General features: G+C 53.4%; 24 protein-coding genes. 11 read left to right on the top strand and 13 right to left on the bottom strand.

All coding sequences use genetic code 11. The features are described 5' to 3' along the window. Nucleotides 1-32: 32 nt before the first annotated feature. The gene (locus FCL42_RS11580; protein WP_136863582.1) at nt 33-263 is read right to left on the bottom strand and encodes a hypothetical protein; all 231 of its coding nucleotides are present in this window, start codon (nt 261-263) and stop codon (nt 33-35) included. Between the two features lie 135 nt (nt 264-398). Here FCL42_RS11580 and FCL42_RS11575 point away from each other — a divergent pair, with 135 nt between their 5' ends. Genes FCL42_RS11575 through rlmM form a run of 4 tightly spaced genes read left to right on the top strand, consistent with a single transcriptional unit; the run spans nt 399 to nt 3388 of the window. After that, entirely contained in the window at nt 399-1316 is a 918-nt protein-coding gene (locus tag FCL42_RS11575; protein WP_136863581.1) for a transcriptional regulator GcvA, read from the top strand. Nucleotides 1317-1320: 4 nt separating this feature from the next. Further along, nucleotides 1321-1941: an alpha/beta family hydrolase gene (locus tag FCL42_RS11570; protein WP_136863580.1), complete on the top strand. Its 621-nt coding sequence runs from the start codon at nt 1321-1323 to the stop codon at nt 1939-1941. Continuing rightward, the gene (locus FCL42_RS11565) at nt 1941-2321 is read left to right on the top strand and encodes a DUF423 domain-containing protein (RefSeq protein WP_136863579.1); all 381 of its coding nucleotides are present in this window, start codon (nt 1941-1943) and stop codon (nt 2319-2321) included. Before FCL42_RS11570 ends, FCL42_RS11565 begins: the two co-directional genes overlap by 1 nt. Beyond that, on the top strand, nt 2318-3388 hold the full coding sequence (gene rlmM, locus FCL42_RS11560) for a 23S rRNA (cytidine(2498)-2'-O)-methyltransferase RlmM (protein WP_136863578.1): 1071 nt from the start codon (nt 2318-2320) through the stop codon (nt 3386-3388). The genes FCL42_RS11565 and rlmM overlap by 4 nt, the downstream gene beginning before the upstream one ends. 30 nt (nt 3389-3418) lie before the next feature. Here the strand turns inward: rlmM and FCL42_RS11555 are convergent, their stop codons facing one another. The 3 genes from FCL42_RS11555 to FCL42_RS11545 form a co-directional block, all read right to left on the bottom strand. Continuing rightward, nucleotides 3419-3688, bottom strand: coding sequence for a DUF3718 domain-containing protein (locus FCL42_RS11555; RefSeq protein ID WP_169308370.1), 270 nt, complete (start codon nt 3686-3688; stop codon nt 3419-3421). 155 nt (nt 3689-3843) lie between these two features. Further along, a complete protein-coding gene (gene hemL / locus FCL42_RS11550) occupies nt 3844-5127 on the bottom strand; it encodes a glutamate-1-semialdehyde 2,1-aminomutase (protein ID WP_136863576.1) in 1284 nt (427 codons plus the stop codon). A gap of 315 nt (nt 5128-5442) precedes the next feature. Then, nucleotides 5443-7107 carry a chloride channel protein gene (locus FCL42_RS11545; RefSeq protein ID WP_136863575.1) on the bottom strand — a complete coding sequence of 555 codons (1665 nt, stop codon included), beginning with the start codon at nt 7105-7107 and terminating at the stop codon, nt 5443-5445. A gap of 55 nt (nt 7108-7162) precedes the next feature. Here FCL42_RS11545 and FCL42_RS11540 point away from each other — a divergent pair, with 55 nt between their 5' ends. The 3 genes from FCL42_RS11540 (at nt 7163) to FCL42_RS11530 (ending at nt 8842) form a co-directional block, all read left to right on the top strand. Beyond that, the gene (locus FCL42_RS11540) at nt 7163-7879 is read left to right on the top strand and encodes a DUF6776 family protein (RefSeq protein ID WP_136863574.1); all 717 of its coding nucleotides are present in this window, start codon (nt 7163-7165) and stop codon (nt 7877-7879) included. Nucleotides 7880-7958: 79 nt separating this feature from the next. After that, nucleotides 7959-8309: an iron-sulfur cluster insertion protein ErpA gene (gene erpA / locus FCL42_RS11535; protein ID WP_136863573.1), complete on the top strand. Its 351-nt coding sequence runs from the start codon at nt 7959-7961 to the stop codon at nt 8307-8309. 230 nt (nt 8310-8539) lie between these two features. Then, a complete protein-coding gene (locus tag FCL42_RS11530) occupies nt 8540-8842 on the top strand; it encodes a cytochrome c3 family protein (protein WP_136863572.1) in 303 nt (100 codons plus the stop codon). Between the two features lie 2 nt (nt 8843-8844). On the opposite strand, the gene FCL42_RS11525 is transcribed toward FCL42_RS11530, so the two are convergent. Beyond that, nucleotides 8845-9654, bottom strand: coding sequence for an alpha/beta hydrolase (locus FCL42_RS11525; RefSeq protein ID WP_136863571.1), 810 nt, complete (start codon nt 9652-9654; stop codon nt 8845-8847). A gap of 224 nt (nt 9655-9878) precedes the next feature. Between FCL42_RS11525 and FCL42_RS11520 the strand changes: the two genes are divergently transcribed. Further along, complete coding sequence (locus FCL42_RS11520; protein ID WP_136863570.1) at nt 9879-10772, top strand: DUF4097 family beta strand repeat-containing protein; 894 nt, start codon at nt 9879-9881, stop codon at nt 10770-10772. A 46-nt stretch (nt 10773-10818) separates the two neighbouring features. On the opposite strand, the gene FCL42_RS11515 is transcribed toward FCL42_RS11520, so the two are convergent. Beyond that, nucleotides 10819-12138, bottom strand: a complete 1320-nt coding sequence (locus FCL42_RS11515) for a peptidoglycan DD-metalloendopeptidase family protein (RefSeq protein ID WP_136863569.1) — start codon at nt 12136-12138, stop codon at nt 10819-10821. A 147-nt stretch (nt 12139-12285) separates the two neighbouring features. Here FCL42_RS11515 and tyrS point away from each other — a divergent pair, with 147 nt between their 5' ends. Together tyrS and FCL42_RS11505 are read left to right on the top strand one after the other, a co-directional pair. Further along, the gene (tyrS, locus tag FCL42_RS11510; RefSeq protein WP_136863568.1) at nt 12286-13473 is read left to right on the top strand and encodes a tyrosine--tRNA ligase; all 1188 of its coding nucleotides are present in this window, start codon (nt 12286-12288) and stop codon (nt 13471-13473) included. A gap of 120 nt (nt 13474-13593) precedes the next feature. Continuing rightward, nucleotides 13594-13962 carry a hypothetical protein gene (locus tag FCL42_RS11505; protein WP_136863567.1) on the top strand — a complete coding sequence of 123 codons (369 nt, stop codon included), beginning with the start codon at nt 13594-13596 and terminating at the stop codon, nt 13960-13962. A gap of 255 nt (nt 13963-14217) precedes the next feature. On the opposite strand, the gene FCL42_RS11500 is transcribed toward FCL42_RS11505, so the two are convergent. The 7 genes from FCL42_RS11500 to gltB all read right to left on the bottom strand — a co-directional run bounded on the left by FCL42_RS11500 (nt 14218) and on the right by gltB (nt 23577). Then, nucleotides 14218-14703 carry a nuclear transport factor 2 family protein gene (locus tag FCL42_RS11500; protein ID WP_136863566.1) on the bottom strand — a complete coding sequence of 162 codons (486 nt, stop codon included), beginning with the start codon at nt 14701-14703 and terminating at the stop codon, nt 14218-14220. A 45-nt stretch (nt 14704-14748) separates the two neighbouring features. Continuing rightward, a complete protein-coding gene (locus FCL42_RS11495; protein WP_136863565.1) occupies nt 14749-15375 on the bottom strand; it encodes a trimeric intracellular cation channel family protein in 627 nt (208 codons plus the stop codon). A 135-nt stretch (nt 15376-15510) separates the two neighbouring features. Then, nucleotides 15511-16473, bottom strand: a complete 963-nt coding sequence (locus FCL42_RS11490) for a cobalamin biosynthesis protein CobD/CbiB (protein ID WP_136863564.1) — start codon at nt 16471-16473, stop codon at nt 15511-15513. Continuing rightward, nucleotides 16473-17174: a 5'-methylthioadenosine/S-adenosylhomocysteine nucleosidase gene (gene mtnN, locus FCL42_RS11485; protein WP_136863563.1), complete on the bottom strand. Its 702-nt coding sequence runs from the start codon at nt 17172-17174 to the stop codon at nt 16473-16475. The genes FCL42_RS11490 and mtnN overlap by 1 nt, the downstream gene beginning before the upstream one ends. An 87-nt stretch (nt 17175-17261) precedes the next feature. Then, nucleotides 17262-17441 carry a hypothetical protein gene (locus tag FCL42_RS11480; protein ID WP_136863562.1) on the bottom strand — a complete coding sequence of 60 codons (180 nt, stop codon included), beginning with the start codon at nt 17439-17441 and terminating at the stop codon, nt 17262-17264. 259 nt (nt 17442-17700) lie between these two features. Beyond that, a complete protein-coding gene (locus tag FCL42_RS11475; RefSeq protein WP_136863561.1) occupies nt 17701-19116 on the bottom strand; it encodes an FAD-dependent oxidoreductase in 1416 nt (471 codons plus the stop codon). 9 nt (nt 19117-19125) lie between these two features. Then, nucleotides 19126-23577 carry a glutamate synthase large subunit gene (gene gltB / locus FCL42_RS11470; protein WP_136863560.1) on the bottom strand — a complete coding sequence of 1484 codons (4452 nt, stop codon included), beginning with the start codon at nt 23575-23577 and terminating at the stop codon, nt 19126-19128. Between the two features lie 409 nt (nt 23578-23986). Here gltB and FCL42_RS11465 point away from each other — a divergent pair, with 409 nt between their 5' ends. Continuing rightward, nucleotides 23987-24895 carry a TIGR01212 family radical SAM protein gene (locus tag FCL42_RS11465; protein ID WP_136863559.1) on the top strand — a complete coding sequence of 303 codons (909 nt, stop codon included), beginning with the start codon at nt 23987-23989 and terminating at the stop codon, nt 24893-24895. Nucleotides 24896-24906: the final 11 nt, after the last annotated feature.

The following is a 24906-nucleotide window of genomic DNA, read 5'->3' as shown; positions in this document are numbered from 1 at the left end:
TCGTCTAGGCTCTTCTCCTGCAGCGTGGGTCGTTATTCGGCTCGCGCTGTTTTTGTATCCTTACCCTCTTTTGCAACAATAATTGGTTCGTAAACGTCCATCTGTTGAGCTTGACGCTGCATGTTGAGCATCTGGTCTTCCAGTTGCATCTCAATCTGCTGTTGAACTTCGGTCAGATTAATTTGTGGCATTTCTGGTTGAGCCAGTGGGTTGTGCAGAGCAACGGCGGCTAGGGTTGGAGCAAGAAAGCTAAGTGTGATCATGGTCGGCCTCATTGGAGAAGGTGTAAAAGCTGTTCAAATTCGGGGTGAAAAATAGCCGAACCCCGTAGTGGTCACAAACGATTTAATATAATATTTGGTATTAGAAAAACTTATTCATCAGCCAAGGGAGCACTGATGTCTCGGCGTCTACCCCCATTAAATGCGGTTAAAGCCTTTGAGGCTGCGGCTCGCAACCTGAGTTTCACTCGCGCGGCAGAGGAGTTATTTGTGACTCAAGCCGCGATCAGTCATCAGATAAAGGCATTAGAAGAGTTTTTAGGATTAAAACTTTTTAGGCGTCGTAATCGATCTTTGCTCCTCACTGAAGAGGGACAAAGCTATTTTCTCGACATTAAGGATTTGTTTACCCACTTAAGTGATGCCACTGAACGTCTGCTAGCACGAAGTGCCACTGGCTCTCTGACGGTGAGCTTGTCGCCAAGCTTCGCCATTCAATGGTTGGTGCCTCGATTGGCTAAGTTCTCGGAGCTGCATCCAGAGGTCGACGTTCGCATTAAAGCCGTGGACATGGATGAAGGCTCGCTGTCAGACGATGTGGACGTAGCCATCTACTACGGACGCGGCAAATGGCCGGGGCTGCGTGCCAATAAATTGCGGGCAGAGAGTCTGTTGCCGGTGTGTTCCCCAAGAATGCTAACCGGACCCAAGCCACTGAAAACGCCTGCGGATTTAGCTCAGCATACGCTATTGCATGACATGTCGCGCCGTGACTGGAAGGCGTGGGCAAAGGTGGCCAACATCGAGCTGCCCAATGTGAACCAAGGTCCTATCTTCAGCCATTCCTCTTTGGTGCTGCAGGCGGCGATTCACGGCAGTGGCATCGCGTTGGGGTACTCTGTGCTGGCGCGTCCGGAGATCGAAGCGGGTCGATTGATCTGCCCGTTTGAGGAGGTGCTCCCTAGCAAGAACGCCTACTATCTGGTGTGTCAGGAGGGGCAGGCGGATCTGGGTAAGATCACCGCATTCAGAGACTGGATGATGGAAACCTTCCGCGAAGAGACCGAGAACGAAGCCATTCCAACCCCAGGGTAGACTGATGACTGAATATCGAATTGATGGCAATACCCAAGCCAAAGATTACCTATTGTTGGCCCATGGCAGCGGCGCTGGCATGGATCACCCGTTTATGAAAACCGTGGCTGAGGCCATTGCCGGAGAAGACTTGTGTGTGGTGCGGTTTGAATTTCCCTACATGCAAACCATTCGGGCTACGCAAAAGCGTCGTCCACCTGATAGAATGCCGCGCCTGCTTGAGGCGATGTCAGCATTGGTGGCGGAATTTAGCCAACCGGGGCGTCGAATCTGGTTGGCGGGAAAGTCGTTAGGGGGCCGTGTGTCGGCAACCTGGGCGCTTGAGCATGAGGTTCATGGAGTCATCGCCCTTGGTTATCCATTCCACCCTGTGGGCAAGCCGGATAATTGGCGTTTGGAACCGGTCCTGGAAGCTCGTCAACCGATGCTGATTTTGCAAGGGGAGCGAGACACCTTTGGCAATCGCTCTGAGCTTGACGGGATAAACTTTCCCAAGCCGGTGACCCTGACATTTTTGCCTGATGGTGACCACGGTTTAAAACCACGCAAAGCCAGCGGCTACAGCGAAGCAGACAACCTAGCGCAAGCGGCCAAGGCGTGCCGTGAGTTTATATTGAGGACATGATGCACAGATTATTGATGGCCGTTGCTGCCTTTCTGGGAATGACGGCAACGGGTTTGGGCGCTTACGGTGCCCACGGGTTGGCGAAAGTGGCGCCACCCTACTTAGTTGAGAGTTTTAACACTGCGGTGAGCTACCAGTTCTTCCACTGCCTGCTGCTGATGGCTGTAGCGTTGTGGTTCCGCCAGTGGGGCGGCCGCATCTTACTGGTGGCTGGCAGCCTGATCACCGCAGGGATTTTAGGATTTAGTGGCAGCATCTACTCTTTAGTGCTGTTGGGAACCAAGGGAATTGGCATCATCACCCCCATCGGGGGCAGTTTATTAATTCTGGGTTGGTTCACCTTACTGGTGGCTGCGTGGCAATGGGAGAGAGACAGATGAACACGGTATTACTGCATTGCCGTCCAGGTTTTGAAAAAGAGTGTGCGGCGGAGATCCAAGACAGCGCCGCTACGTTAGAAGTTTATGGCTTTTCCCGTTTGGAAGCGGGCAGCGGCTTTGTGCTGTTCGAGTGTTACCAAGAGGGCGATGCGGAGCGATTGATGTCCGAGCTGGACTTTAGTCGTCTTATCTTTGCTCGCAGCTGGTTTGTGGTGGTCGGTCAGCTTAGCGACATGCCTCTGGGCGATCGCGTTGGTGCGGTTCTGGCCCACGCCAAGTCGCTGCCAAAGTCTGGTCTACTGTGGGTGGAATCTGCCGATGGCGATGCCTATCGTCAGGTGCTGCCGTTCTGTAAGAAGCTGGCGGTTCCTATGCGTCAGGCGCTGCGTAAGCAGGGGATCTTGACGGCCAAAGAGAAAGATAAGATGCCGCGCATCCATCTGTTTCTGACTGACAACCAAAATGGTTATGTGGGTTACAGTCGTTCGGATAATGGTTCGCCGTTCTACATGGGTATTCCGCGGCTGAAATTCCCATCGGACGCCCCAAGCCGTTCAACCTTGAAGTTGGACGAAGCGTTTCTGGTGTTCCTCAATGAAGAGGAGGCCGAAGAGCGTTTGTGTGGTGGTTTGCGTGCCGTTGACTTGGGGGCGTGCCCTGGAGGCTGGACCTATCAGCTAGTGCGTCGTGGCATGTTCGTTAACTCCGTGGATAACGGCCCGATGGCGGAAAGCCTGATGGAGACCGGTCAGGTAACTTATTTCCCTGAAGATGGCTTTAAATATGTTCCTGAGGATCCTCGCATTCACTGGATGGTGTGTGACATGGCGGATCAGCCTCATAAGGTGGCTCAGCGCATGGCAACCTGGATCATCGAAGGCTGGTGTAAAGAGACCATCTTTAACCTGAAGCTGCCGATGAAACAGCGTTATCAGGCGGTGGCGGAGTGCTTTGGTGAAATGACCGCCATGCTGCGTAAAGCGGGTGTGCGATATGGCATACAGGCTAAGCACCTCTACCATGATCGCGAAGAGATAACCGTTCACCTCTACCGCATTCATAAATGATGAAAACACCCCGCCACGCGGGGTGTTTTTTTATCTGCGGTTCAGGCGCTTAATTACCCGAGCATAGGGGCTGTGGCGTTTGGCAAACTCGCCAATGCTCAAGCCATTACACTGGATCTTTTTTTGAATACCAAGGTAGCTGTACTGTGAGTTCGCGACAGCCTGATGCAGTTGAGCGGGAGTGCCTTTAGCGGCGAGCATGCACATCTTCGTGGCGAACTGTTTGTCTGCGGCTTGAAAGCTGACGCTGTGGGCAGAAGCGCAGAGAAGTAGGGCAGCAATAGGGATTAAATACTTCATCGGTACCTCCATTAGCTGGAAGTATAAGTAAAGTCGAAAATGAGTGAGTTTTTGAGATTACTGCGCTTTAGATGCAAGCCCTTTGATCTTTCGCGCTTTGTTTTTGAGCACTAAAAAAGGCAGCCGAGGCTGCCTTTTTCTGTATTTAAGCGAGTTTACGCGATCTTAGCCAGCACACGCTCTGCGGCGGCGATGGTGGCGTCGATGTCAGCGTCGGAGTGCGCCATAGACAGGAAGCCCGCCTCAAAGGCAGACGGTGCCAAGTTTACGCCCTCTTCCAGCATGCCGTGGAAGAATGCATTGAACTGCTCCATGTTGCACTGAGTTACCTGCTGGTAACCGGTTACCTTCTCTTCAGAGGTGAAGAAGAAACCGAACATGGCGCCAACGTAGTTGACGCTCATTGGCACGCCCACTTTGTCTGCTGCTGCTTTTAGGCCCAGAGCCAGCTTCTCAGTTTTGGCTGCCAGTGCTTCGTACAGACCAGATTCGCGCAGCAGGTTCAGCTGAGCCATACCCGCCGCCATGGCGATAGGGTTACCAGACAGGGTGCCGGCTTGGTATACCGGGCCAGCTGGAGCCAGATGTTGCATAACGTCAGCTCGGCCACCGAAGGCGCCCACAGGCATGCCGCCACCAATAACTTTACCTAGACACAGCAGATCAGGTCGCACGCCGTAGTGGCCGTGAGCGCCGGTCAGAGACACGCGGAAGCCTGTCATTACTTCGTCGATGATCAGCAGAGCGCCGTGCTCATCACACAGAGCGCGCAGACCTTCCAGGAAGCCTTCTACGGGCGGGATGCAGTTCATGTTGCCTGCAACTGGCTCCAGAATGATGGACGCGATCTGGCCTGGGTTTGACTCGAACAGTTCACGAACGGAGTCCAGATCGTTGTAGTTTGCGGTCAGGGTGTGCTTGGCGAAATCGGCGGGCACGCCTGGGCTGGTTGGCTCACCGAAGGTCAGCATGCCTGAACCAGCTTTAACCAGCAGACAGTCGGCGTGGCCGTGGTAGCAGCCTTCGAATTTAATGAATTTGTCGCGACCGGTGAAACCACGAGCCAAACGCAGGGCGCTCATGGTGGCTTCAGTACCTGAGTTCACCATACGAACCTGCTCAACGTGAGGCAGGATGTCGCATACCAGTTCCGCCATCTCCACTTCGGAGGCGGTTGGCGCGCCAAATGATAGGCCATTTTCAGCGGCTTTTACTACGGCTTCGCGGATGGCGCTGTGGTTGTGACCCAGAATCATCGGGCCCCAGGAGCCAACGTAATCGATGTACTCTTTGCCATCGACGTCGTACAGGTAGGCACCGTCGGCGCGCTCAATGAATACTGGGGTGCCACCAACACCTTTAAAAGCACGAACTGGCGAGTTTACGCCGCCCGGAATGGTCTTTTGGGCTTGTTCAAACAGAGTTTCGGAGCGATTCATCTTTATCCTTCCTGGGTGGGGTTGCTTGCCAGCGTCCCCGTTGCAATGAGCTAACACAAGCCGAGATTACTCGACTCTAGGAAAATTGGGGTTTGGGAGCCTATGTTAACGACAATCTTCGTTTGAATACAGTTCCCGAACAGACCGCTAAGGTTGGCATTATGTGACCGGTGTGGCAAGGAGTTGCATCACAGCTTTATGGCTGTAGCTATAGGCGAGGTGTGGTTCACCTACGTGGCGCCAATGAAAAACGAAAACTTCGTTTAAACGGGGTCGTATCATTCTTTAAAATAGATTGATTCTGGCCAACCGTTGCTAGAAACGGCCGGCTCGAATCTCTTTTCTGAGCATGGACCAAGTGAGCAGGCCAATGGGGTGATCAACGTTGCCGTCATGGATGTAGACCGCCTGACGGCGATTTTTATTGAGCAGCAGATACACCTCAGCCAAGGTGGCGGTGTTGGGCAGCGGGTGGGCAACCGTCCTATCGAGGGGAGCATCATCGCTGCTGTAGTTGGCGTGAAGGCTAACCAGTTCACAGCGATCAGAGTGGCGTAGCAGCAATCGCTGTTGATTGGCTTCCTGCATCAGCGTTAGCAACTGCTCATCACTTTGCTGCGGACTGCCAATGACAAACTGTCGGTCGGCCAGTGCCAATACGCCGGTTTTCTGCAGACCCTGCAGCGTGGGAGATACCCGATACTCCAATCCCATGGCGTCAAGCTGTTGCAGGAAGATGGAGCGGGAGCCAAAACCAACGAAAGACAATAGGTAGGCTGGAATGGTCACCAACAGCGACGGCAGAATAATTGCCGCATCTTGGGTCATCTCCAAGAGTGCCAGCAGCGCCGCCAAGGGGGCGTGCAAACAGACTCCCATCATGGCCGTCATACCCAGAACCGTATAAAGGGGAATATAAGCTTGAAGTTCGGGGAACCAAGGCACCATGAGCCAAGCCAGCAGGCTGCCGATGATGGCACCGATACCGTAGAGTGGGCCGATGATACCGCCGGGAATGCCCAAGCCGATGGCGGCAATGGTGGCTAAAATTTTGGCGGCCAGCAGGGCAAACAACAGAGCCAGCCCCGGGTTTTCCCCAAGGGCAATGGTCAAGGCGCCATGTTCGGTGCCCAGCGCTTGTGGCAGTTGCCAGCCGATGGCCGCGGTTGCGATGCCTGCAAGCAGTAACTTAACGGCTATTGGCCATTTGCGGGTGAACTCGGTAAGAGAGATTAGCCCATGGCTGAAGCCGGCGGCGATGGTGCCGATCAGCAGGCCGCTGACCACTAAAAATGGATATTGGGCGATGGGAATGGCGCTGATAAACAGCTCTTCGTAATGGTGCACATTGCCGAAGATGCTCTGGGTAATGACGCTACCGGTAACTGAGGCGATCAGAATGGGAATAAAGCTGTGAATGCGATACTCCCGCAGCACCACTTCCAATACGAACAGCACCGCCGCCAAGGGAGAGTTGAACGTGGCGCTAATGCCCGCGGCAATACCGCAGGAGGCGAGAATAGTTAAAGCGTTGTCAGGCAGTTGCCAGCGGCGAGCAAAGCTGGTGGCAACGGTGGCACCTAGGTGAATTGCCGGCCCCTCCCGTCCCACGGAGAAGCCACAGCCCAGGGCGACAATGGCGCTGAAAAATTGATTGGTCGCATTGCCCAAGGGGAGACGGCCGTAATGCATCTTAATGCGATGGATAACATAGGCGATGCCGAGGCGTCGGTACTTGCTGGCGGTCATTCGGGCGATTAATGCGATGATGATCGCCCCAGATATGGGCAGAATGGCTCGCCATAGTAGGGGGAGATCGCTAAAATCGTCTGGATTATTAAGGATTAGCCCATGGCCAAAGTCGATAATGGCCCGAAATAGCACCAGCAACAATGCTGCCGCAACCCCCACTAGCAGCCCCAGCAAACAGATTGGGTAGCTGAGTTTCGGGTGGTGCAATTGCAGGTTGTTCTTTAGCATTGGGCACTCTCGACTTTAAGTGGCTAAAGTTTAACAACAAAAATGCGAATTCACTATGCAGAGATGGAAACACCGTTGGCACGCCCTGGTTCACCTAGAGCAAAGCTTTCGTCCTCGAGGGACGTTTTTGGTGCTAGGCACCCTTGCGGCGATTGGCCTTGGTTACCTAGCTGCTCAGCCACAGCTTTGGAAACTGCAGTCAAACGTTGAAGTTTTACAGATCGAGGCCGGGCTGCAAAAAGAGCGAATTCGAGGCTTGAATGAATCCCATGGTGCGCTGGAAATTGAGCTGCAAGCGGAGCGCCAAGCTCAGCATGAAACCATTGAAGCGATGACCGCATTGCGTAAAGAGGCGGCAATGCTGAAAACTGAGCTGAGCTTCTATCAGAACGTGATGGCACCGGAGCGAAGCGTTGACGGTGTCTTGATTGAAAAAGTGGCGCTGGAGTCGAGCGCGGCCCCGGGTCACTATCGTTTTCAGGTGCTGCTAACCCAACAGAAGAAGCGCAAAACCTTTGCCAAAGGCAGTGTGAGTATTCGCATCATTGGCAGTCTGAAGGGCAAAACTAAGACGCTGAAGTTTGAAGACTATGGTGTTGATGCCTCTAAACTGGCGTTTGCTTTTCGCTATTTTCAGGAGCTTGATGGCAGCGTAACCCTGCCGGAGGGTTTTACTCCAGAGAAGCTTGAAGTGAGCGTTAAGGTTCGCGGTAAGGGCAAGTCAAAGTCGACCCAATCCAGTTTCGACGTGGCCACGTTGTTGGGCAGTTAAACAGAGATAGTGGACAAAACTTGAACCTATTACTCGGGTATTAGATAATCCTCCGCAGAAAGATGTATTAGAGGTAAACATGACAGCTGCAGCAGAACAAGCGATGCCGATTCAGTTCTCCGATGCCGCCGCTCTTAAGGTTAAGGGGCTGCTGGAGGAAGAGGAAAATCCGAACCTGAAATTGCGGGTATACGTAACCGGTGGTGGTTGCAGTGGTTTCCAGTACGGTTTTACCTTCGATGAAGCCGTAAATGACGGCGATACCACTATCGAAAAAGAGGGAGTAACCCTGTTGGTCGATGCCATGAGTCTTCAATATTTGGTTGGCGGCATGGTTGATTACACCGAAGGGCTAGAAGGCAGCCGATTCTTCGTGAATAACCCGAATGCGACTACCACTTGCGGTTGCGGCGCTTCCTTCTCAATCTAAGTGCTTCGGTTAGCAAAAAAGCGCCTATCTGGCGCTTTTTTTGTGCTCTTATTTCATCATTAATGTGATTTCCATCTACTGCAATTTGCCCATGAGTTGCTGAAATTAGCGGCCTTCATAACACTCTTCTGCTAATTCAATATCTAAAAAACTGCCAGTCCATACAATGGTTTATGAACGAGATGGTCAGCAAAATCATCTGTTATTACCCGTTGTTATGAGGTGGGTGTATGAACAAGTTATGGATAGGGGGGCTTGCGCTGCTCTCTTTCGGAGCTTTGGCGATTGAAGGGTGCAATGAGTGTCATGATGAGAAATGGCAACTGACACCGGCCCACATCTGGATCGATACCGAGGATCATCTAGATGCGGTGAGCTGCATGGACTGTCATCGCTGGAAAGAGGGAGACGATCTGCCTCCCGTACTGCCCAGTGCCAAGACCTTAGCTAAGGACTGCGGTCTGTGTCATCACACGCCGGAAGATCTCGCCAAAAAGATGAACATGCAGCAGTATCAGCAGCTTGAAGAATAGGTTTACAAACTAGGTCGAAACAGCTTTTCGAAGGCGTCGTAAACCGCCAAGTGCAGGGTGTCGCCATGGTCCAGTTGCTCGAAATAACCAAAATGAATAGAGAACTGGCGCTGTGGCTCCTGCGCTAATTTTCGGTGCAGGACTCTGGCAAGCTCTGTCATAACCTCCCCCTCTTTTCCCACTCCCACATACACCGACTTCACTTGTGGTGCGTGTTTATATGGCTGGCTCAGCAACCCTCGTTTATCCCACCAGAGACTCGGACTGATGATCACATAGTGATTGAACAGTTCCGGTTTGGTTAACAACACCTCGGTAGCCAGCAGTCCGCCGAGGGACTGTCCTATTAGAGTTTGCTGGCCGCGAGTTCGATATTTGGAGGCGATAAGGGGCTGAAGTTCCTCTGCCAGCATCTTAATGAATGCTGCAGAGCCGCCGGAGGTTGGGAGCTCTCGTCGGTCGATGTCATCGGAGCTTGGGTAAGTAAAATCGCGTTTTCTGTCTACGTTGGCGATGCCGATCACGATGGACTCCGGCAGCTGGTTGACCCAGGAGAAGCTGCCGAATTGAACCAAGCCCGAGATGTGAATGAAATCCTCATCCATGGAGCCGTCAAGCAGGTAGATAACGGGGTAGTCTTTCTCGCCTTTGTGGTAACTCAGGGGAAGGTACACGTTGATGGTACGACTTTCCCCTAGGGCGGTGGATTCAAACTGCCACTGTTCACCGATGCTCAGGGGGATTGGGGCACTTTCCGTTATCGCTAGGGTGCTGAAGCTCAGCAGGCTTAGGAGCAATAGTAGGGGCTTCATTGTCACGTCCTTGTGGTTTTGAATTGCCGATTAAGCTATCAAAATTACTCATCAGTGAGTATGTTTTGCCTAAGAGGTATTGGCTATTTTGACCTCGTATTGGCGAAACTGGCACAGCTGGCTAGTGGTGAAAATACATCAAGATATTGAATTTATTTAATTATTTTTTTTGGCCGGTTTTTTGCTTTGTTACTGCCATCATTAATTGAAACCAAGGATGAATAATGAAAACCGTCATGACGTTATGTTCAGTTGCTGCGCTAGTGGCAGCAGCGAGTTTTTCCCTTAGTGCTGCTGAACGCTGTTATCAAGGGCAGCCTCAATCTCAAACCCTAACGCTTGAGGCTGGCTCGGTTTCGATGTTAGATATTGAAGCTGGCGCAGGAACCATGACCGTTGAGGGCGTCAGCGGAAGTCACATTGAGGTTGTGGGAAAGCTGCATGTGGGCGATCCAGATAGCTACCGATTTGAACTGCTAAAAAAGGGCAGCAAAGCGGTACTTAAAGCCTACATCGAAGAGGGGGGAAGCTGCAGCGGTTCTGAGTCTCCATTTATCGATATTGCCATTCGAGTACCCCGCAGCTTAGACCTTGAGATCAGTGATGGCAGTGGTGACATCAATGTCTCCAATATCGGCGGTGAGTTGTCGGTAGCCGATGGCAGTGGTCACATCCGCATTGCCGACGTTGATGGGGAAGTGTCCGTGGACGATGGCAGTGGCAACATCGAGCTGGCGAACATTGGTGCTGAGGTAGAGGTGAACGATGGCTCTGGGCATATTGTTATCAATGGCGTTAACGCTGGGGTAGAGATTAACGACGGTTCAGGCAATATCGATCTGCAGCGTATTCAACGTTTTGCTGAAATTAATGACGGTTCTGGTCACATTCGCATTAGCGATCTAACCGCAGGCTCGGCGCGCTCTCCTAAGATTGAGATTAACGACGGTTCTGGCGACATTGAGATCAATCGAGCCGAGGCTTGGGTAAGTGTCAGCGACGGCTCCGGTGACATTGAGGTGAACTCTGCCAAAGGGCTCACCATCGAAGGCGATGGCTCCGGTGACGTGCGAGTGTCGGACACGGATTACCAACAAGACTCCAACTATTTGATGTAATTAAGCTTAGATAGACAAAAGGCCGCGTTTGCGGCCTTTTTTGGTGTTAGCGCATGGCGAGCTGCAGTTGATGGCGGTGCTCTAGTTGCTCTAGCTGATCGCCAGCAAAGGCGAGAAAAGCTTGGCGGTCTGATCTCTTAATGTCTTCCGCTTCCGGCAGTTTCACTTTACGTGGGTTGCGGTGGGTGCCATTTACGAGGAATTCATAGTGCAGGTGGGCGCCAGTCACTCGCCCTGTGGAGCCAAGCAGACCGATGGTTTGTCCCTGTTTTACGCGCTGCCCCTGTTTCACTTTACGTTTCTTCAGGTGCAGGTACTTGGTGACGTACTTGCTTCCGTGCTGAATGAATACGTAGTTGCCGTTGAGATTGTTGTAGGCAGACTTAATCACCTTACCGTCACCGGCGGCCATGATTGGGGTGCCTACTGGGGCGACGTAGTCGGTGCCATTGTGAGGGCGTACTCGCTTGGTAACCGGGTGCAGACGACGTGGATTAAAGTTTGAGCTAACGTAATTAAACTGAACCGGTGCTCGCAGGAAGGCTTTGCGCATCGCCTTACCTTTGTCGGAATAGAAGTTGCCGTCGGTGTGGCGTACCGCCTTAAAGCTGTCGCCTTGGTTGGTAAATTCAGCGGCGATGATCTGTCCTTCACCTACATAATGGCCGTTGATGAACTCCTGTTCATACAGCACTTTGAAGGTGTCGCCCTTGCGAATATCTAGGGCGAAGTCGATATCCCAACCAAATATCCCCGCCAGGCTCATGATCTGGTTCGGGCTCATGCCGGCATCGATGCCCGCATTCCAGAAGTTGCTGTTGATGGTGGCCGCAGCGAAATGGCTGCGCAGCTCGACCTCTTTGGTATCGATGCGCTCTTGGTATTCTCCATCCTCGGATTTGATGATCAGGGTTTGTTTACGATCGATGGCGTAGCGCAGCTCTTGGAGTTCACCGCGGTCATCGCGGCCCAGTTCGATGGTTTGCCCCGGCTTAACCTTGCTGAGGCGCTTTTTGGCAATGGGGAGTTGGGTGATGCGATAAAGCTGTTGTGGAGAGAGGCCTGCGCGGTCAAACAGTTTAGCCAGGTTATCGCCACTTCCGAGGGTGTAATTGCTCCAATCCAGCGAGGCCTGGATCGTCACGGGAGAAGAGGAGACATTCACCTCCAAAGGGAGGCGCTGGTTGAGCGGCAGAGGCTCAACAAATTCCGCGGCCAACTCTTTGCCTGACGGCAAGATTAACATCAGCGCAATCAGGCCGAATGCAGACATTACGCCTAATTTGTGTGGGCGAGGCAGTTGCCAAAAAAGTGCCAGCCAAGAGCGAAATTGAGTCGACTTTGAGCGGTGTTGTTTTCTAGTCATCAAAGATTTGCACAAAATTCTGATATTAATCACCCAAACACTGGGTAAAGCGGTCGAACAGCTTAGTCTACACTCTTTCCTTTATTCTGCCTAACCAGTAACATGACTGGCTTTAGTATATACACGTAACACCGGCGGAGTGGCTTGATGAGCGAGTTGGAACGGGCGTTGGCAGAGATCCGACGCGGCACCGAAGAGATCCTAGTTGAAGAGGATCTGGTTGAGAAACTAAAGCAGGGTAAACCCCTAAAAGTGAAGCTGGGTGCCGACCCAACGGCTCCTGATATCCACCTTGGTCATACGGTGATCTTGAACAAGCTTCGCCAGTTCCAAGAGCTGGGTCACGAAGTGATCTTCCTGATCGGTGATTTCACCGGCATGGTAGGCGACCCATCTGGTAAGAACACCACCCGTCCTCCGCTGACTCGTGAGCAGGTATTGGCCAACGCTGAAACCTATAAAGAGCAGGTGTTCAAGATTCTGGATCCGGCTAAGACCCGCATCGAGTTTAACTCCAGCTGGTTGAACGAGCTGGGCAGCGCCGGCATGTTGCGTCTGGCGTCGAAGCAAACCGTGGCTCGTATGCTCGAGCGTGATGACTTTAAAAAGCGTTACGGCAGCGGCCAGGCGATCGCAATCCACGAATTTATGTACCCACTGCTGCAAGGCTGGGATTCCGTGGCTCTGGAAGCTGACGTTGAGCTTGGCGGTACCGACCAGAAATTCAACCTGTTGATGGGCCGTGAGCTTCAAAAAGACGAAGGTCAGCGCCCACAAACGGTGATCACCATGCCACTGCTGGTGGGTCTGGACGGCGTTAAGAAGATGTCCAAATCTGCCAATAACTACATTGGTGTGTCTGATCCGGCCAACGAGATGTTCGGTAAGATCATGTCCATCAGTGACGAGCTGATGTGGAACTACTACGAACTGCTGTCGTTCCGTCCGCTGGAAGAGATTGAGCAACTGAAAGCCGATATGGCTAACGGTGCCAACCCTCGTGATATCAAGATCGCTCTGGCGAAAGAGATCATCGCACGTTTCCACGACGAAGCCGCTGCAGAGGGCGCTCATCAGGACTTCATTCAACGCTTCCAGAAGAACGCCATCCCTGATGAGATGGACGAGCTGGAATTTGACGCGGGCATGGGCATTGCCAACCTGCTGAAAGAAGCGAACTTGGTGGCATCCACCTCAGACGCCATGCGCATGATCCGTCAAGGTGCGGTGAAGATCGATGGCGATAAGGTAGAGGATACTAAACTGGTACCTGAGGCGGGCGTCGCCGTGTATCAGGTGGGCAAGCGAAAGTTTGCTAGAATCACCCTGAAGTGATGAAACAAGGCCGCACAATGCGGCCTTTTTTGATGCTCAAATTGGCTCTCTGCTTAATACAAACGTGCTCCTAAGCGCTGTATTAAGGTGCTGCGAAGAAGCAATGGTAGGTCTGTTTCGATGACGTGGTTTACTCAGCTTGCACTTGGTTTTGGCTTGATGTTGCTCTGCCTGCCGTTGATATGGGCTCTGCAGCAGCTGTCGCCGTGGATGTTTGCCACCTCATGGTATGCGGTGGCCATTGTTCAGGATGCACTGGTGATCTTCAGTCCCGTTTGGGTCAGTTATACCTGGGCTGGTATCAAATTGCGCCTGCCGCTATTTAGCCTTTGGAGCCTGTTAGGGGGCATGCTGTTTTGTTATCTGCTGCTGCCACTATTGTTCGGCAGCAGTTGGTCGCTGGCGGCTTGGCTGTGGAGCCAGCCAAGCGCATTGGTGGCATTGGGCTTGAGTGCCGTTCTGCAGTGGTATATTTCTGAAAGTCATTAGGGGCTGTTGACCTTTCTTGCTCATTTTTGCGCGACAAATTGCCTCTTTTGTTCTGAATTTAACTGCTTGTGTCAGGTTAGATGGCAAACAATGAGTGTCTGGGCGCCCTTCGGGGTCTGACTAACGGCTTTTACTCTGCGTCAAACGATTTCGACGTATAACCACTATGCCTTTAATCGTTTTCCTTGATTAAAAAGCCGTTATCCTAGACCAAAATTTCATCACCAAAGATAAACAGACCCTAGCTAGATTGATCTACTGCGCCGCCAACTGATCTCTCATGGTGTCGTAGTCCAGCAGGTCAGTGTGGGTTTTGATCTCGCGATCGTTGAGGTCCACTTCGATGGTGGTAACCCCTGGAATTTGTAATTCGATATTCTGCCCAGGCTTGCCAAACAGATCCCCACGAGACTTGTATTTGTAGGTGCCGATGTAGACCACGAGGGAACCGGAATGGAAGGCGTGGTCTACCTCAAAGCTGTAGTCCAAGGTATAAACGTGGATGCGGCGGAGGAAGGTCAGGATATCACTGCCGCCGGTGAGAGTCTTTTTGGCGGTGCGATCAACAAATTTGGTTTCCCTTGAGTAGAAGCGAGACAGCTTGCCGTAGTCGCGTGCGGTTAATGCAGCGAGATACTCGTTTGCCAATTGAATCGCATCTGGAATCTGTTTTGAGGGAGCTTCCACCTGTTCGGGAACGATATCGGCTTTGGCCTGACCGGCAATGATAGAAAACAACATTATCAATATTGGCCAAAACTTCACTGGTGTCCCCTTATATCATTGTTATTTGGATTGGCTGTTTAGCTCAAACGCTGGCAGTGACAGGCTCCAATAGATGGCAGCAACTCGAATAATGAGTGCGCCCGCCATGGCAATAAGCATCGCTGGAACCTGACTTATCTGCAGTGCTAGACTGATGGTATACAAAATCCCCCCAACAATGGAAGCCGTTGCGTAGATCTCTTTTCGCAGCACCAGAGGGATCTCGCGGCACAGCACATCTCGAATCATACCGCCAACCACACCGGTCATCACCCCCATCATCACGGCGATCATTGGCGAGGTACCAAAGCTTAAGGCTTTTTGGGCGCCGATGACGGTGAACAGCGCTAACCCAAACGCATCGGCCAGTTGGAACCAGGTACCGGAGAGGCGCCTTGGACAGCGAACCAGCGCCATAACGGCGACGGCGGTGATCAAGATAACCCAGATGTAGTTGGTGTCGGTGATCCAAAATACGGGAGTGGCGCCGAGTATGGTGTCTCGAATGGTGCCGCCACCAATGGCGGTAACTGCAGCGAGTACGGTAACGCCGAAGGGGTCCATACGAAGTCGTCCGGCCGCGAGTGCACCGGAGATGGCGAATACAGCGGTGCCGAATAGATCGGCGAAATAGACAAACTCGTTCAACGTCAGATTTTCCACTCAGAATTTTGGAGCTGCATTGTAATGGTTTACGTCAAAGTGGGCTAGCTAACTGAGCCCACTCTGCGGCGACACTTGTAGTGGCTTTTCTGCCACAAAACCGCGACTCGCAATAGGATGTTATTGCGGAGCCACCATCATCAAAGACACGGAGATGGCAATCAGATTGACCATGGCGAGCCACAGCCAACTGGCTAAGTTGACCAGCTTATCGGCACGAATCAGATCCTGAGGTTGAGGGCTGATATTTGGGCCTAAACGAGCGAACTCCAAACGACGGTCGTCCAGCTGCCAAGGGCCACCTAACTGCACGTTAAGGTAATAGGCCATGGCCGTTAGAAGCCAATTACGGCCGCCTTGGGTTTGCCACTGGGTTTTTGGCAACTGCTGCAGACAGGCTCGGGTATTGCCATACAAGCTAAGGGTGAGCCCTAATAGCAGGTTAATGGGCATCAAGATGGCAAAGGAGAGCAAGGCGGGCCCCATGCCGAAGTGCTGATAATCTTTTCGGCCAATGAACCAATGGCGGTGCAGCATCTGAATGATGGCCATCGTCAAGGTGAGCTCTAAGCCCAGTAGAGGGTAATACAACAACCACAAAAAGGTGGTGCTGGCTTCATGAGTTAGCCGGCTTTCAATGGCGGCTTTTAATAGCCCAACCTCGCTGAGCTTATCGGTTTGTCTCAGAGTGAAAGGGGCTAGAGTCAGACGTGCTTGCTGTTTACGTCCCAGATGAAGTTCTGTGGCCAATTGTTGGTGGCGCTTCCATTGCAGCCTACCGGGCAAACAGAGGGCGATGAGCAGCAGCTCAAAGACTTGAGGGAAAGCTGCCAAGTGAATGATGGCGGCGCTGATGCCTACAAACGGCAGCAATATCATGGTCAAAGAGAGCCAGCCAGCGAGACGTTGCTGGGTGGCATCCCGCTGCGGATTGAGCACTTTCTGGGTCAGGGCGTCGGCCACTAGGTGGATCCAAGTGGCCAATTGGAATTTGGCTGGCAGCACTAAGCTGACGATAAACGCCAGCGTTAGTACCAATGGTGGCATTAGCCAGTCATAAAACGGGCCGAGCTCTTGGATCATTACTGGGCTGCCAATCGACTAACCATGGCCATAACTACTTTGGCGGAGTGCTCACCGGCTTTAACGATGAAGCTGTCAAAATCCACGGCAGAATCGTCATTGGCGTTGTCGCTGATGGCACGAATGACCACGAAAGGCATCTGGAACTGATGACAGGTCTGTGCGATAGCGGCTGCTTCCATTTCACAGGCGGCCATTGCTGGGAAGTGGGAGAGCATCACTTTGGTGCGCTCAGGATCAGCAATAAAGCTATCGCCGGTGCAGATCAGCCCTTCGATGGCGTTCACTTCGCCAACCTCGGCGATGCAGGCCTTGGCGGCGTCGACTAAGTTTGCGGCGGGAAGAAAAGCGGCTGGCTGGCTGGGTAGCTGTCCCATTTCGTAACCAAAGGCGGTGACATCCACGTCGTGATGACGCACTTCGGAGGAGATAACCACATCGCCGATGGCCAGCTCTTTACGGAAACCACCGGCAGAGCCGGTGTTGATCACTGCGTCTGGGGCAAAGCGTTCAATCAGCAGCGTGGTTGCGATAGCGGCGGTTACCTTACCAATTCCTGAGCGAGTGACGACCACTTCGGCACCGTCCAAATTGCCAGAGTAGAATTCGATGTTGGCAATGGTGGTAATAGTGAGATCTTGAAGCTGGCTACGTAGCAGGGCAACTTCCTGCTCCATGGCACCAATAATACCGATTTTCATGGTGTTGATTCTTGGTAGGTTAACAGTGGCGCCAGTGTAGCATAGAGCAGAGAAAAAACGCCCTTAAAGGGCGTTCATTGCTGCGCCTTATGGGCACATTTCGCGGTAAGGAGTGCGAGGATCATCGCACTGCTCAATTGGCGGTGGGTTGTCGCACTTGGTGGTGCAGGTGGTGACGCAGCCTTGAGCACCTGTTGCGGTGGCAGGTTGGGCACCGGCGAAGATCAGACCTAGGCCGAAGGCCGTAACCATTAGGTAGTGTTTCATAACGAATCCTTGTTAATTATTGATTTGTTTACGCAAATAGTGCGTAAGTAACATTACAAATGTCTGGTGAGGCAGAGTCAATGCAGGGTTGTAAGTGAAATCAGGCGGTTATTGTGGCCGTTGTAAGCGAGCATTTGTAAGACAAGGTCGGTGTTGTTTTTGCGACAATAAACCGATCTCGCGACCTCGTGCACTATGGCGGGAGGTAAGAGAAAGTAAGTGACGGCCGCAGAGGCCGTCACTTGATACTGATGGGGATCTAAGGTTGGCTGTCGAACAGGTTTACCATACCGATGGCGGCGTGACGGCCTTCATCGATGGCAGTTACCACTAGATCCGAGCCGCGCACCATGTCTCCGCCGGCAAACACCTTTGGATGACTGGTCTGGAAAGCAAATTTGCCCTCTCTCGGTGCCTGCACTCGGCCGTTTGGTGCGGTGATGATGCCAAACTCGCCAAACCAAGGGGCTGGGCTGGGCTGGAAGCCAAAGGCGATAAGCACCGCATCGGCTTCCAACAGGTGCTCCGAGTCGGCAACCGGTTCTGGACGACGACGGCCGTTGGCGTCAGGCTCTCCCAGTTCGGTATGGCAGCAGCGAACGCCAGTCACCTGACCTTGGTCGTCAGTTTCGATGGCCAGAGGCATGCGGTTGAATAGAAACTCAACTCCCTCCTCTCGAGCGTTTGCCACTTCGCGGCGGGAGCCGGGCATGTTGGCTTCGTCGCGGCGGTAAGCACAGCTGACGGTGTCGGCCCCTTGACGCACCGCGGTGCGAACGCAGTCCATGGCGGTATCGCCGCCACCGAGCACCACCACCTTCTTGCCCGCCATATCGACAAAGGGGTGTTCGCAATCGTAGCCTTCAACTTGACTGGTGTTGGCGATGAGATAGGGCAGGGCTTGATAGACGCCCTGGGCATCTTCGCCTTCAAGGCCTGCCTCCATCGCCTTATAGGTGCCCATGCCGAGGAACACCGCATCATAGTCATCCAGCAATGTTTGGAATGGGATATCTTGGCCGATGCTCACGCCTAGCTTAAAGGTGATGCCCATCCCTTCCATTAGGGTGCGGCGGCGGCGAACCACCGATTTTTCAAGCTTGAAGCTGGGGATGCCGAAGGTCAGCAGGCCGCCAATTTCATCCTGGCGGTCGAATACGGTGGCACTGATGCCATTTCTGGCCAGCACATCGGCACAGCCTAGGCCAGCGGGCCCGGCGCCAACAATGGCCACTTTTTCTGTCCGTGGCACCACTTGGCTAAGATCCGGTTTCCAGCCTTGCTCGATGGCGGTATCGGTGATGTATTTCTCAACATTGCCAATGGTTACCGCACCAAATTCATCGTTGAGGGTACAAGCGCCTTCACAGAGGCGATCCTGAGGGCAAACTCGGCCACACATCTCAGGCAGTGAGTTGGTTTGGTGTGACAGCTCGGCGGCCTCAAATAGTCGCCCTTGCTGGATTAGCTTTAGCCAGTCTGGAATGTAGTTGTGAACGGGACACTTCCATTCACAGTAGGGGTTACCACAGTCAAGGCAGCGAGTGGCTTGCTCGGCAGCGGTGTGAGACTCAAACGGGCGATAGATCTCCACAAACTCCTGCTGGCGGGTGGCCAGATCCTGCTTTTGCGGTTCGTGACGCTCAACGTCGATAAACTGAAAATCGTTGCTCATGGTCACTCCTTAGCTCGCTTGAACGTGCAGGCCCTGGCTCTGCTCGATGTTGATGAGATCCCCTAAGTGGCTGGCTTTGGGCTTGACGATGCGGAACTTTGGTAGCCAATTGCTGAAATCGGCCAGCAGCTCGGCGGCACGCTCTGAGCCCGTTAGCTCTAGGTGTTGCTCCAGCAATCGTTTTAGGTGCAGTTGCACCATCGGTTCGATGACCGGCAATGCTTCCACCATCTCAGGGTTGAGGCGGCGTTCAAGGGCATTTTTCTGGTCAAACACGTAGGCGAAGCCGCCGGTCATACCGGCACCAAAGTTAACGCCGGTACGACCGAGCACCAGAACCACGCCGCCGGTCATGTATTCACAGGCGTTGTCGCCACAGCCTTCGATTACGGCGATGGCACCGGAGTTACGAACGGCAAAACGCTCTCCCGCGGTTCCTGCGGCGAACAATTTGCCGCCGGTGGCACCGTAGAGACAGGTGTTACCCAGAATGGCCGACTTATGGCTCAGGTAGGCGACGCCTGGCGGTGGCGTGATCACCAACTGACCTCCGGTCATGCCTTTACCCACGTAATCGTTAGCATCGCCGGCGAGAGACAGGTTCATGCCGGCCACGTTCCACACCCCAAAGCTTTGTCCCGCAGAGCCGCTGAGCTTGATCTCAAGCGGTGTGTTCTGCATCCCTTGGTTGCCCCACTTAGCGGCGATGTAGCCGGCAACGGAAGCGCCTAGGCTGCGATCGGTGTTGGCCACTTGAAGGTTAAAGCTGGCAGATTGCTTTTCGTCGATGGCGTTTTTGGCCATCTCCAGTAGCTGTTGGTTTTTGATTCCTGGGTCGTCTGGGTGGTTACGTTGGGTACCAAACAGGGCACTGCCTTCAGGCGCCGGTGCTGATGCCAATACCGGAGCCAAGTCCAGTTGACCTTGACGTTTGGTTTCCCCGTTCAGCTGCTTCAATAGGTCGGTACGACCAATCAGCTGATTGAACTCTCGCACGCCCAAGGCGGCCATGTGACGGCGCAGATCTTCGGCGACGAACTGGAAGAAGTTAACCACTTTGTCAGCGGTACCGTGATAGTGGTTATCACGCAGATCTTTTCGCTGGGTCGCCACACCGGTAGCACAGTTGTTCAGGTGGCAGATTCGCAGGTATTTACAGCCAAGGGCGATCATTGGGGCAGTGCCAAAGCCGAAGCTTTCTGCACCAAGTAGCGCCGCTTTAACCACATCTAAGCCAGTTTTCAGGCCCCCATCAACTTGCAGACGAACCTTGTGGCGCAGGCCATTATTGACTAAGGCTTGTTGAACCTCGGCCAAACCCAGCTCCCAAGGGCTGCCGGCGTAGTGGATGGAGGTTAACGGGCTAGCACCGGTGCCGCCATCGTAACCGGAGACGGTGATCATGTCGGCGTTTGCTTTGGCCACGCCACAGGCGATGGTGCCGATGCCAGGCTCCGATACCAGCTTCACTGAGATGCGAGCCTCGGGATTGATCTGCTTAAGGTCGAAGATCAGCTGGGCTAAGTCCTCAATGGAGTAGATGTCGTGGTGAGGTGGCGGTGAAATTAGCGTCACGCCTGGGCGCGAGTAGCGCAGGGTGGCGATCTCAGTGCTGACCTTATCGCCAGGTAGCTGTCCACCTTCACCGGGCTTAGCCCCTTGGGCCACCTTAATTTGAATCACGTCGGCGCTCATCAGGTAGGCGGCGGTTACCCCAAAGCGGCCAGAGGCCACCTGCTTGATGCGGGAGTTGCCTGGGCTATTGAAGCGGCGAGGATCCTCACCACCTTCACCGGAGTTGGAGTGGCCTCCAAGGCGATTCATGGCCACGGCCAGCGCTTCATGAGCCTCTGGAGCCAGAGCGCCGATACTCATGGCCGCAGTATCAAAGCGCCAGTAGAGGTTGTCAGCGGCTTCGACGCAATCGCTGTCCACCCCCTGTTGCGGTGGGTTTAAGCCCAGCAGATCGCGCAAGGTAGCCACAGGACGGTCATCAACCAGTTGGCAGTAGTGGTCATAATCGGCTTGCTTGCCACTGGTGACCGCTTGTTGCAGTGCCTGAACCACATCGGGGTTAAAGCAGTGGTATTCACCGCCATGCACAAATTTCAGCAGCCCGCCGTGATTCAGAGGTGAGAACGGTGCAAAGGCGGCTTTGTGCAGCGCTTGCTGGTCGGCTTCAATATCATCGAAGCTGGCCCCGCCGATGCGGTTAGTGACGCCGTTAAAGCACAGCTCGGTTAACTCGCTGCTAAGGCCAATGGCTTCAAACAGGCGGCTGCAGCGGTAACTGGCGATGGTGCTGATCCCCATCTTGGAGAGAATCTTCTGCAGGCCCTTGTTGATGCCTGCGCGGTAGCCAAGCAGCAGTTCGCGAAGGCTGGTTTGTTCACCTTCTAAAGCGCGCATGGCGGCAATGGACTCGTAGGCCAAATAGGGATAGATGGCGGTGGCGCCAAAGCCCAGCAGTACCGCAAAGTGATGCGGGTCGCGGGCGCTGGCGGTTTCTACCAGAATATTGGTATCACAGCGAAGGTTATTATCAACGAGTGCTTTTTGCACTGCGCCCACTGCCATGGCAGCAGGGATTGGCAGCTTGTTGGCGTCCAAGTTACGGTCGCTTAGTACCACCATGGTGGCACCATCGCGGGCAGCGCGAATCGCTTCAACGCAGGTGCGTTCGATGGCGGTCTGAAGCCCTTCGGTTTGAGGGTAGTGCAGGCTCAGTACTTCCGAGCGGTAGTGCTCGTTATCCAGCGCCATGAGCTGTTTAAAGTCGGAATAGAGCAGCACCGGCGAGTCAAAGATCACCCGGTTGGCGTGACCTGTGGTCTCATTAAAGGGGTTTTGCTCTTTACCGATGCAGGTGGCCAGGCTCATGACGTGCTTTTCACGCAGTGGGTCGATGGCCGGGTTGGTCACCTGGGCGAACTGTTGACGGAAATAATCACAGATATGGCGCTGCTGCTTGGACAGCACCGCAATTGGCGTATCGTCACCCATGGAGCCGATGGCTTCCTGGGCGCCAGCGGCCAGAGGCCACAGTATCTGTTTGAGCTCTTCACGGCTTAAGTTAAACAGTTTCTGATACTGCTTGAGTTGCTGGGCATCAAAGCTGCTAGAGCCCAGCGCGTCTTCACTTAAGGTTTCCGGTGGCGTTAAGCGTTTGGAGTTGACCCGCATCCACTGCTCATAAGGGTGACGCTGTTTTAGGTCTTGATCGATCTCGAAAGAGCGCATTAGGGTGCCGGAGAAGCTGTCCAGAACCAACAGCTCTCCAGGGCCTACGCGGCCTTTTTCGACCACTTCATCCGGTTGATAGTCCCAGATGCCCACTTCGGAGGCCAGCGTTAGAATGCGGTCTTTGGTGATCACATAGCGGCTTGGACGCAGGCCGTTACGGTCTACGGCACAGGCGGCATGGCGTCCATTGGTCAAAACGACGCCCGCCGGGCCATCCCAGGGCTCCATGTGCATGGAGTTAAAGTCGTAGAAGGCTTTTAGTTCGTCATCCATCTCTGGGTTAGATTGCCACGCAGGTGGAATCAGCAGACGCATGGCGCGTTTGATGTCCATGCCACCAGCAAGCAGCAATTCCAGCATGTTGTCTAGGCTGGAGGAGTCAGAGCCTTGCTCGTTTACAAATGGCGCGGCGTCGTGCAGATCCGGCAGCAGTGGTGAAGCGAACTTGTAGGCACGGGCTCTGGCCCATTGACGGTTGCCAGCGATGGTGTTGATCTCGCCGTTGTGGGCCAGATAGCGGAACGGTTGTGCCAACTGCCAACGAGGCTGGGTATTAGTAGAGAAGCGTTGATGGAACAGACAGATGGCGCTTTCCATTCTCAGGTCGGCCAGATCCGGAAATACATTCGGCAGATCCACCGGTAGCATCAGGCCTTTGTAGACCACCACCTGGCCGGAGAGGCTAGAGACGTAGAAATCACCGTCGTCGACCAGCAGCTTCTCGATACGGCGACGGGCCATATAGAGGCGGCGGTCGAGATCTTTGGAGCGCCATCCCACAGGAGCATTTACAAACACTTGCCAAAATGCCGGTACCGTTTGAATGGCGATGCTGCCGAGTACCGCTTCATTAACTGGCACTTCTCGCCAACCGATAACGCTCAGGGTTTCTTTGCCTAGCTCCTGTTCAATGATCGATTTGGCGTGCTGCTGACGTACAGGGTCTTTGCTCATCATCAGCATGCCAACGGCGTATTTGCTGGATAGGCGCCAGCCTTGCTCGGCAGCAATGTGTTGGAAAAAGCCATCGGGCTTTTTCATCAGTAGGCCGCAGCCGTCACCGGTCTTACCGTCGGCGCCAACTGCACCGCGGTGTTTTAGACGATCCAAAGCCTGAATGGCCGTGCGGACAATGCGGTGGCTGGGTTCGCCATCCATGTGAGCAATGAGCCCAAAGCCACAATTTTCTCGCTCAAAATTCGGCTGATGTAACGACATACCCTTCCCCTCCGCGTAATGCAAAACTTTTTATCAACAACACATAATTATGCAGGCGAACTACTCAAGGTACTCAGGAGTGGACTAAAGGTCAAACGCCCGTATGAATGTGGTGTCGATTCGATAATGGAAGCATATAGGATCTATATCCTCTCTTTTGCCCCATGTAAAACTTGAAATGAGGTTGAATTCGTGATGGTTCACTGGCTTGAGCGAAAATTAATCCATATAAACTCTGTGGTTTCTTTGAGATGAGGCTGTTGTGCTCAATTTTTGTTACTGCATATTTTTTCATAACGTTATCGCTGAATAACCATTTCGTATAAATGCTGGGGATGTGATCCACCTCCTATGGATGGTGATCACCTTTCAGTAGAATGGCGCACTTTTTCGCCACCGAGTAATTGCAATGGGTTTGGATAAGTACGTTCATACGTTGGGTAACTACATGAAGGGCCAGTATGGTTCGAAGATTCATAAGTTAACCATCGATGCCAGTTTTACCTGCCCAAATCGAGATGGTTCCCTTGGGCGCGGTGGCTGTACCTTCTGCAATGTCTCCTCTTTTAGCCGAGAGTTTGGTAGCCAAAAATCCGTGGCTGAGCAGTTGGCGCAGGGTAAGCAGCGTCGCGGTGAGAATAAGCGCTACATGGCGTACTTTCAGGCCTATACCTCCACCTACGATGAGTATCAGGTGCTAAAGCGCCGCTACCAAGAGGCGGTAACGGTGTCAGACATCATTGGCCTGTGTGTGGGGACCCGTCCGGATTGCGTGCCCGATGACGTATTGGATCTGCTGGTGGAATATCAGCAGCAGGGGATGGAAGTGTGGCTGGAGTTAGGGCTGCAGTCTGCCCATGATGCCACGTTAAAGCGCATCAATCGCGGTCATGGCTGGGCTGAGTATGAAGATACCGTCCGCCGAGCTCGGGCTCGTGGCCTAAAGGTGTGCACCCACCTGATCATGGGGCTTCCCGGTGAGGGCGCTGAAGAGGCTTTTACAACCCTAGATAAGGTGCTTGAGGTTGGAGTCGATGGCCTGAAACTGCATCCGCTGCATGTGGTTCAAAACAGCACCATGGCCAAACAATTGGCAGCCGGTCGCCTAGCGCTGATGCAAGCGGATGCCTACATGGATATCGCTGCCGAGATGATTCGCCGTACGCCAACATCGGTGATCTACCACCGCGTTAGCGCTTATGCCAAGCCGCCAGAGCTGATTGCGCCGGAGTGGTGTTCAGATAAGTGGTTAGCGCTTAATGGCATCATTGAGCGCCTAAAGCGAGATGGTGGTCAGGGCTCTGCACTAACAAATTAGCCATTTGCGTA

Source organism: Ferrimonas aestuarii, from assembly GCF_005116665.1.
Lineage (GTDB): Bacteria > Pseudomonadota > Gammaproteobacteria > Enterobacterales > Shewanellaceae > Ferrimonas > Ferrimonas aestuarii.
This window is presented reverse-complemented; position numbering and strand designations above follow the sequence as displayed.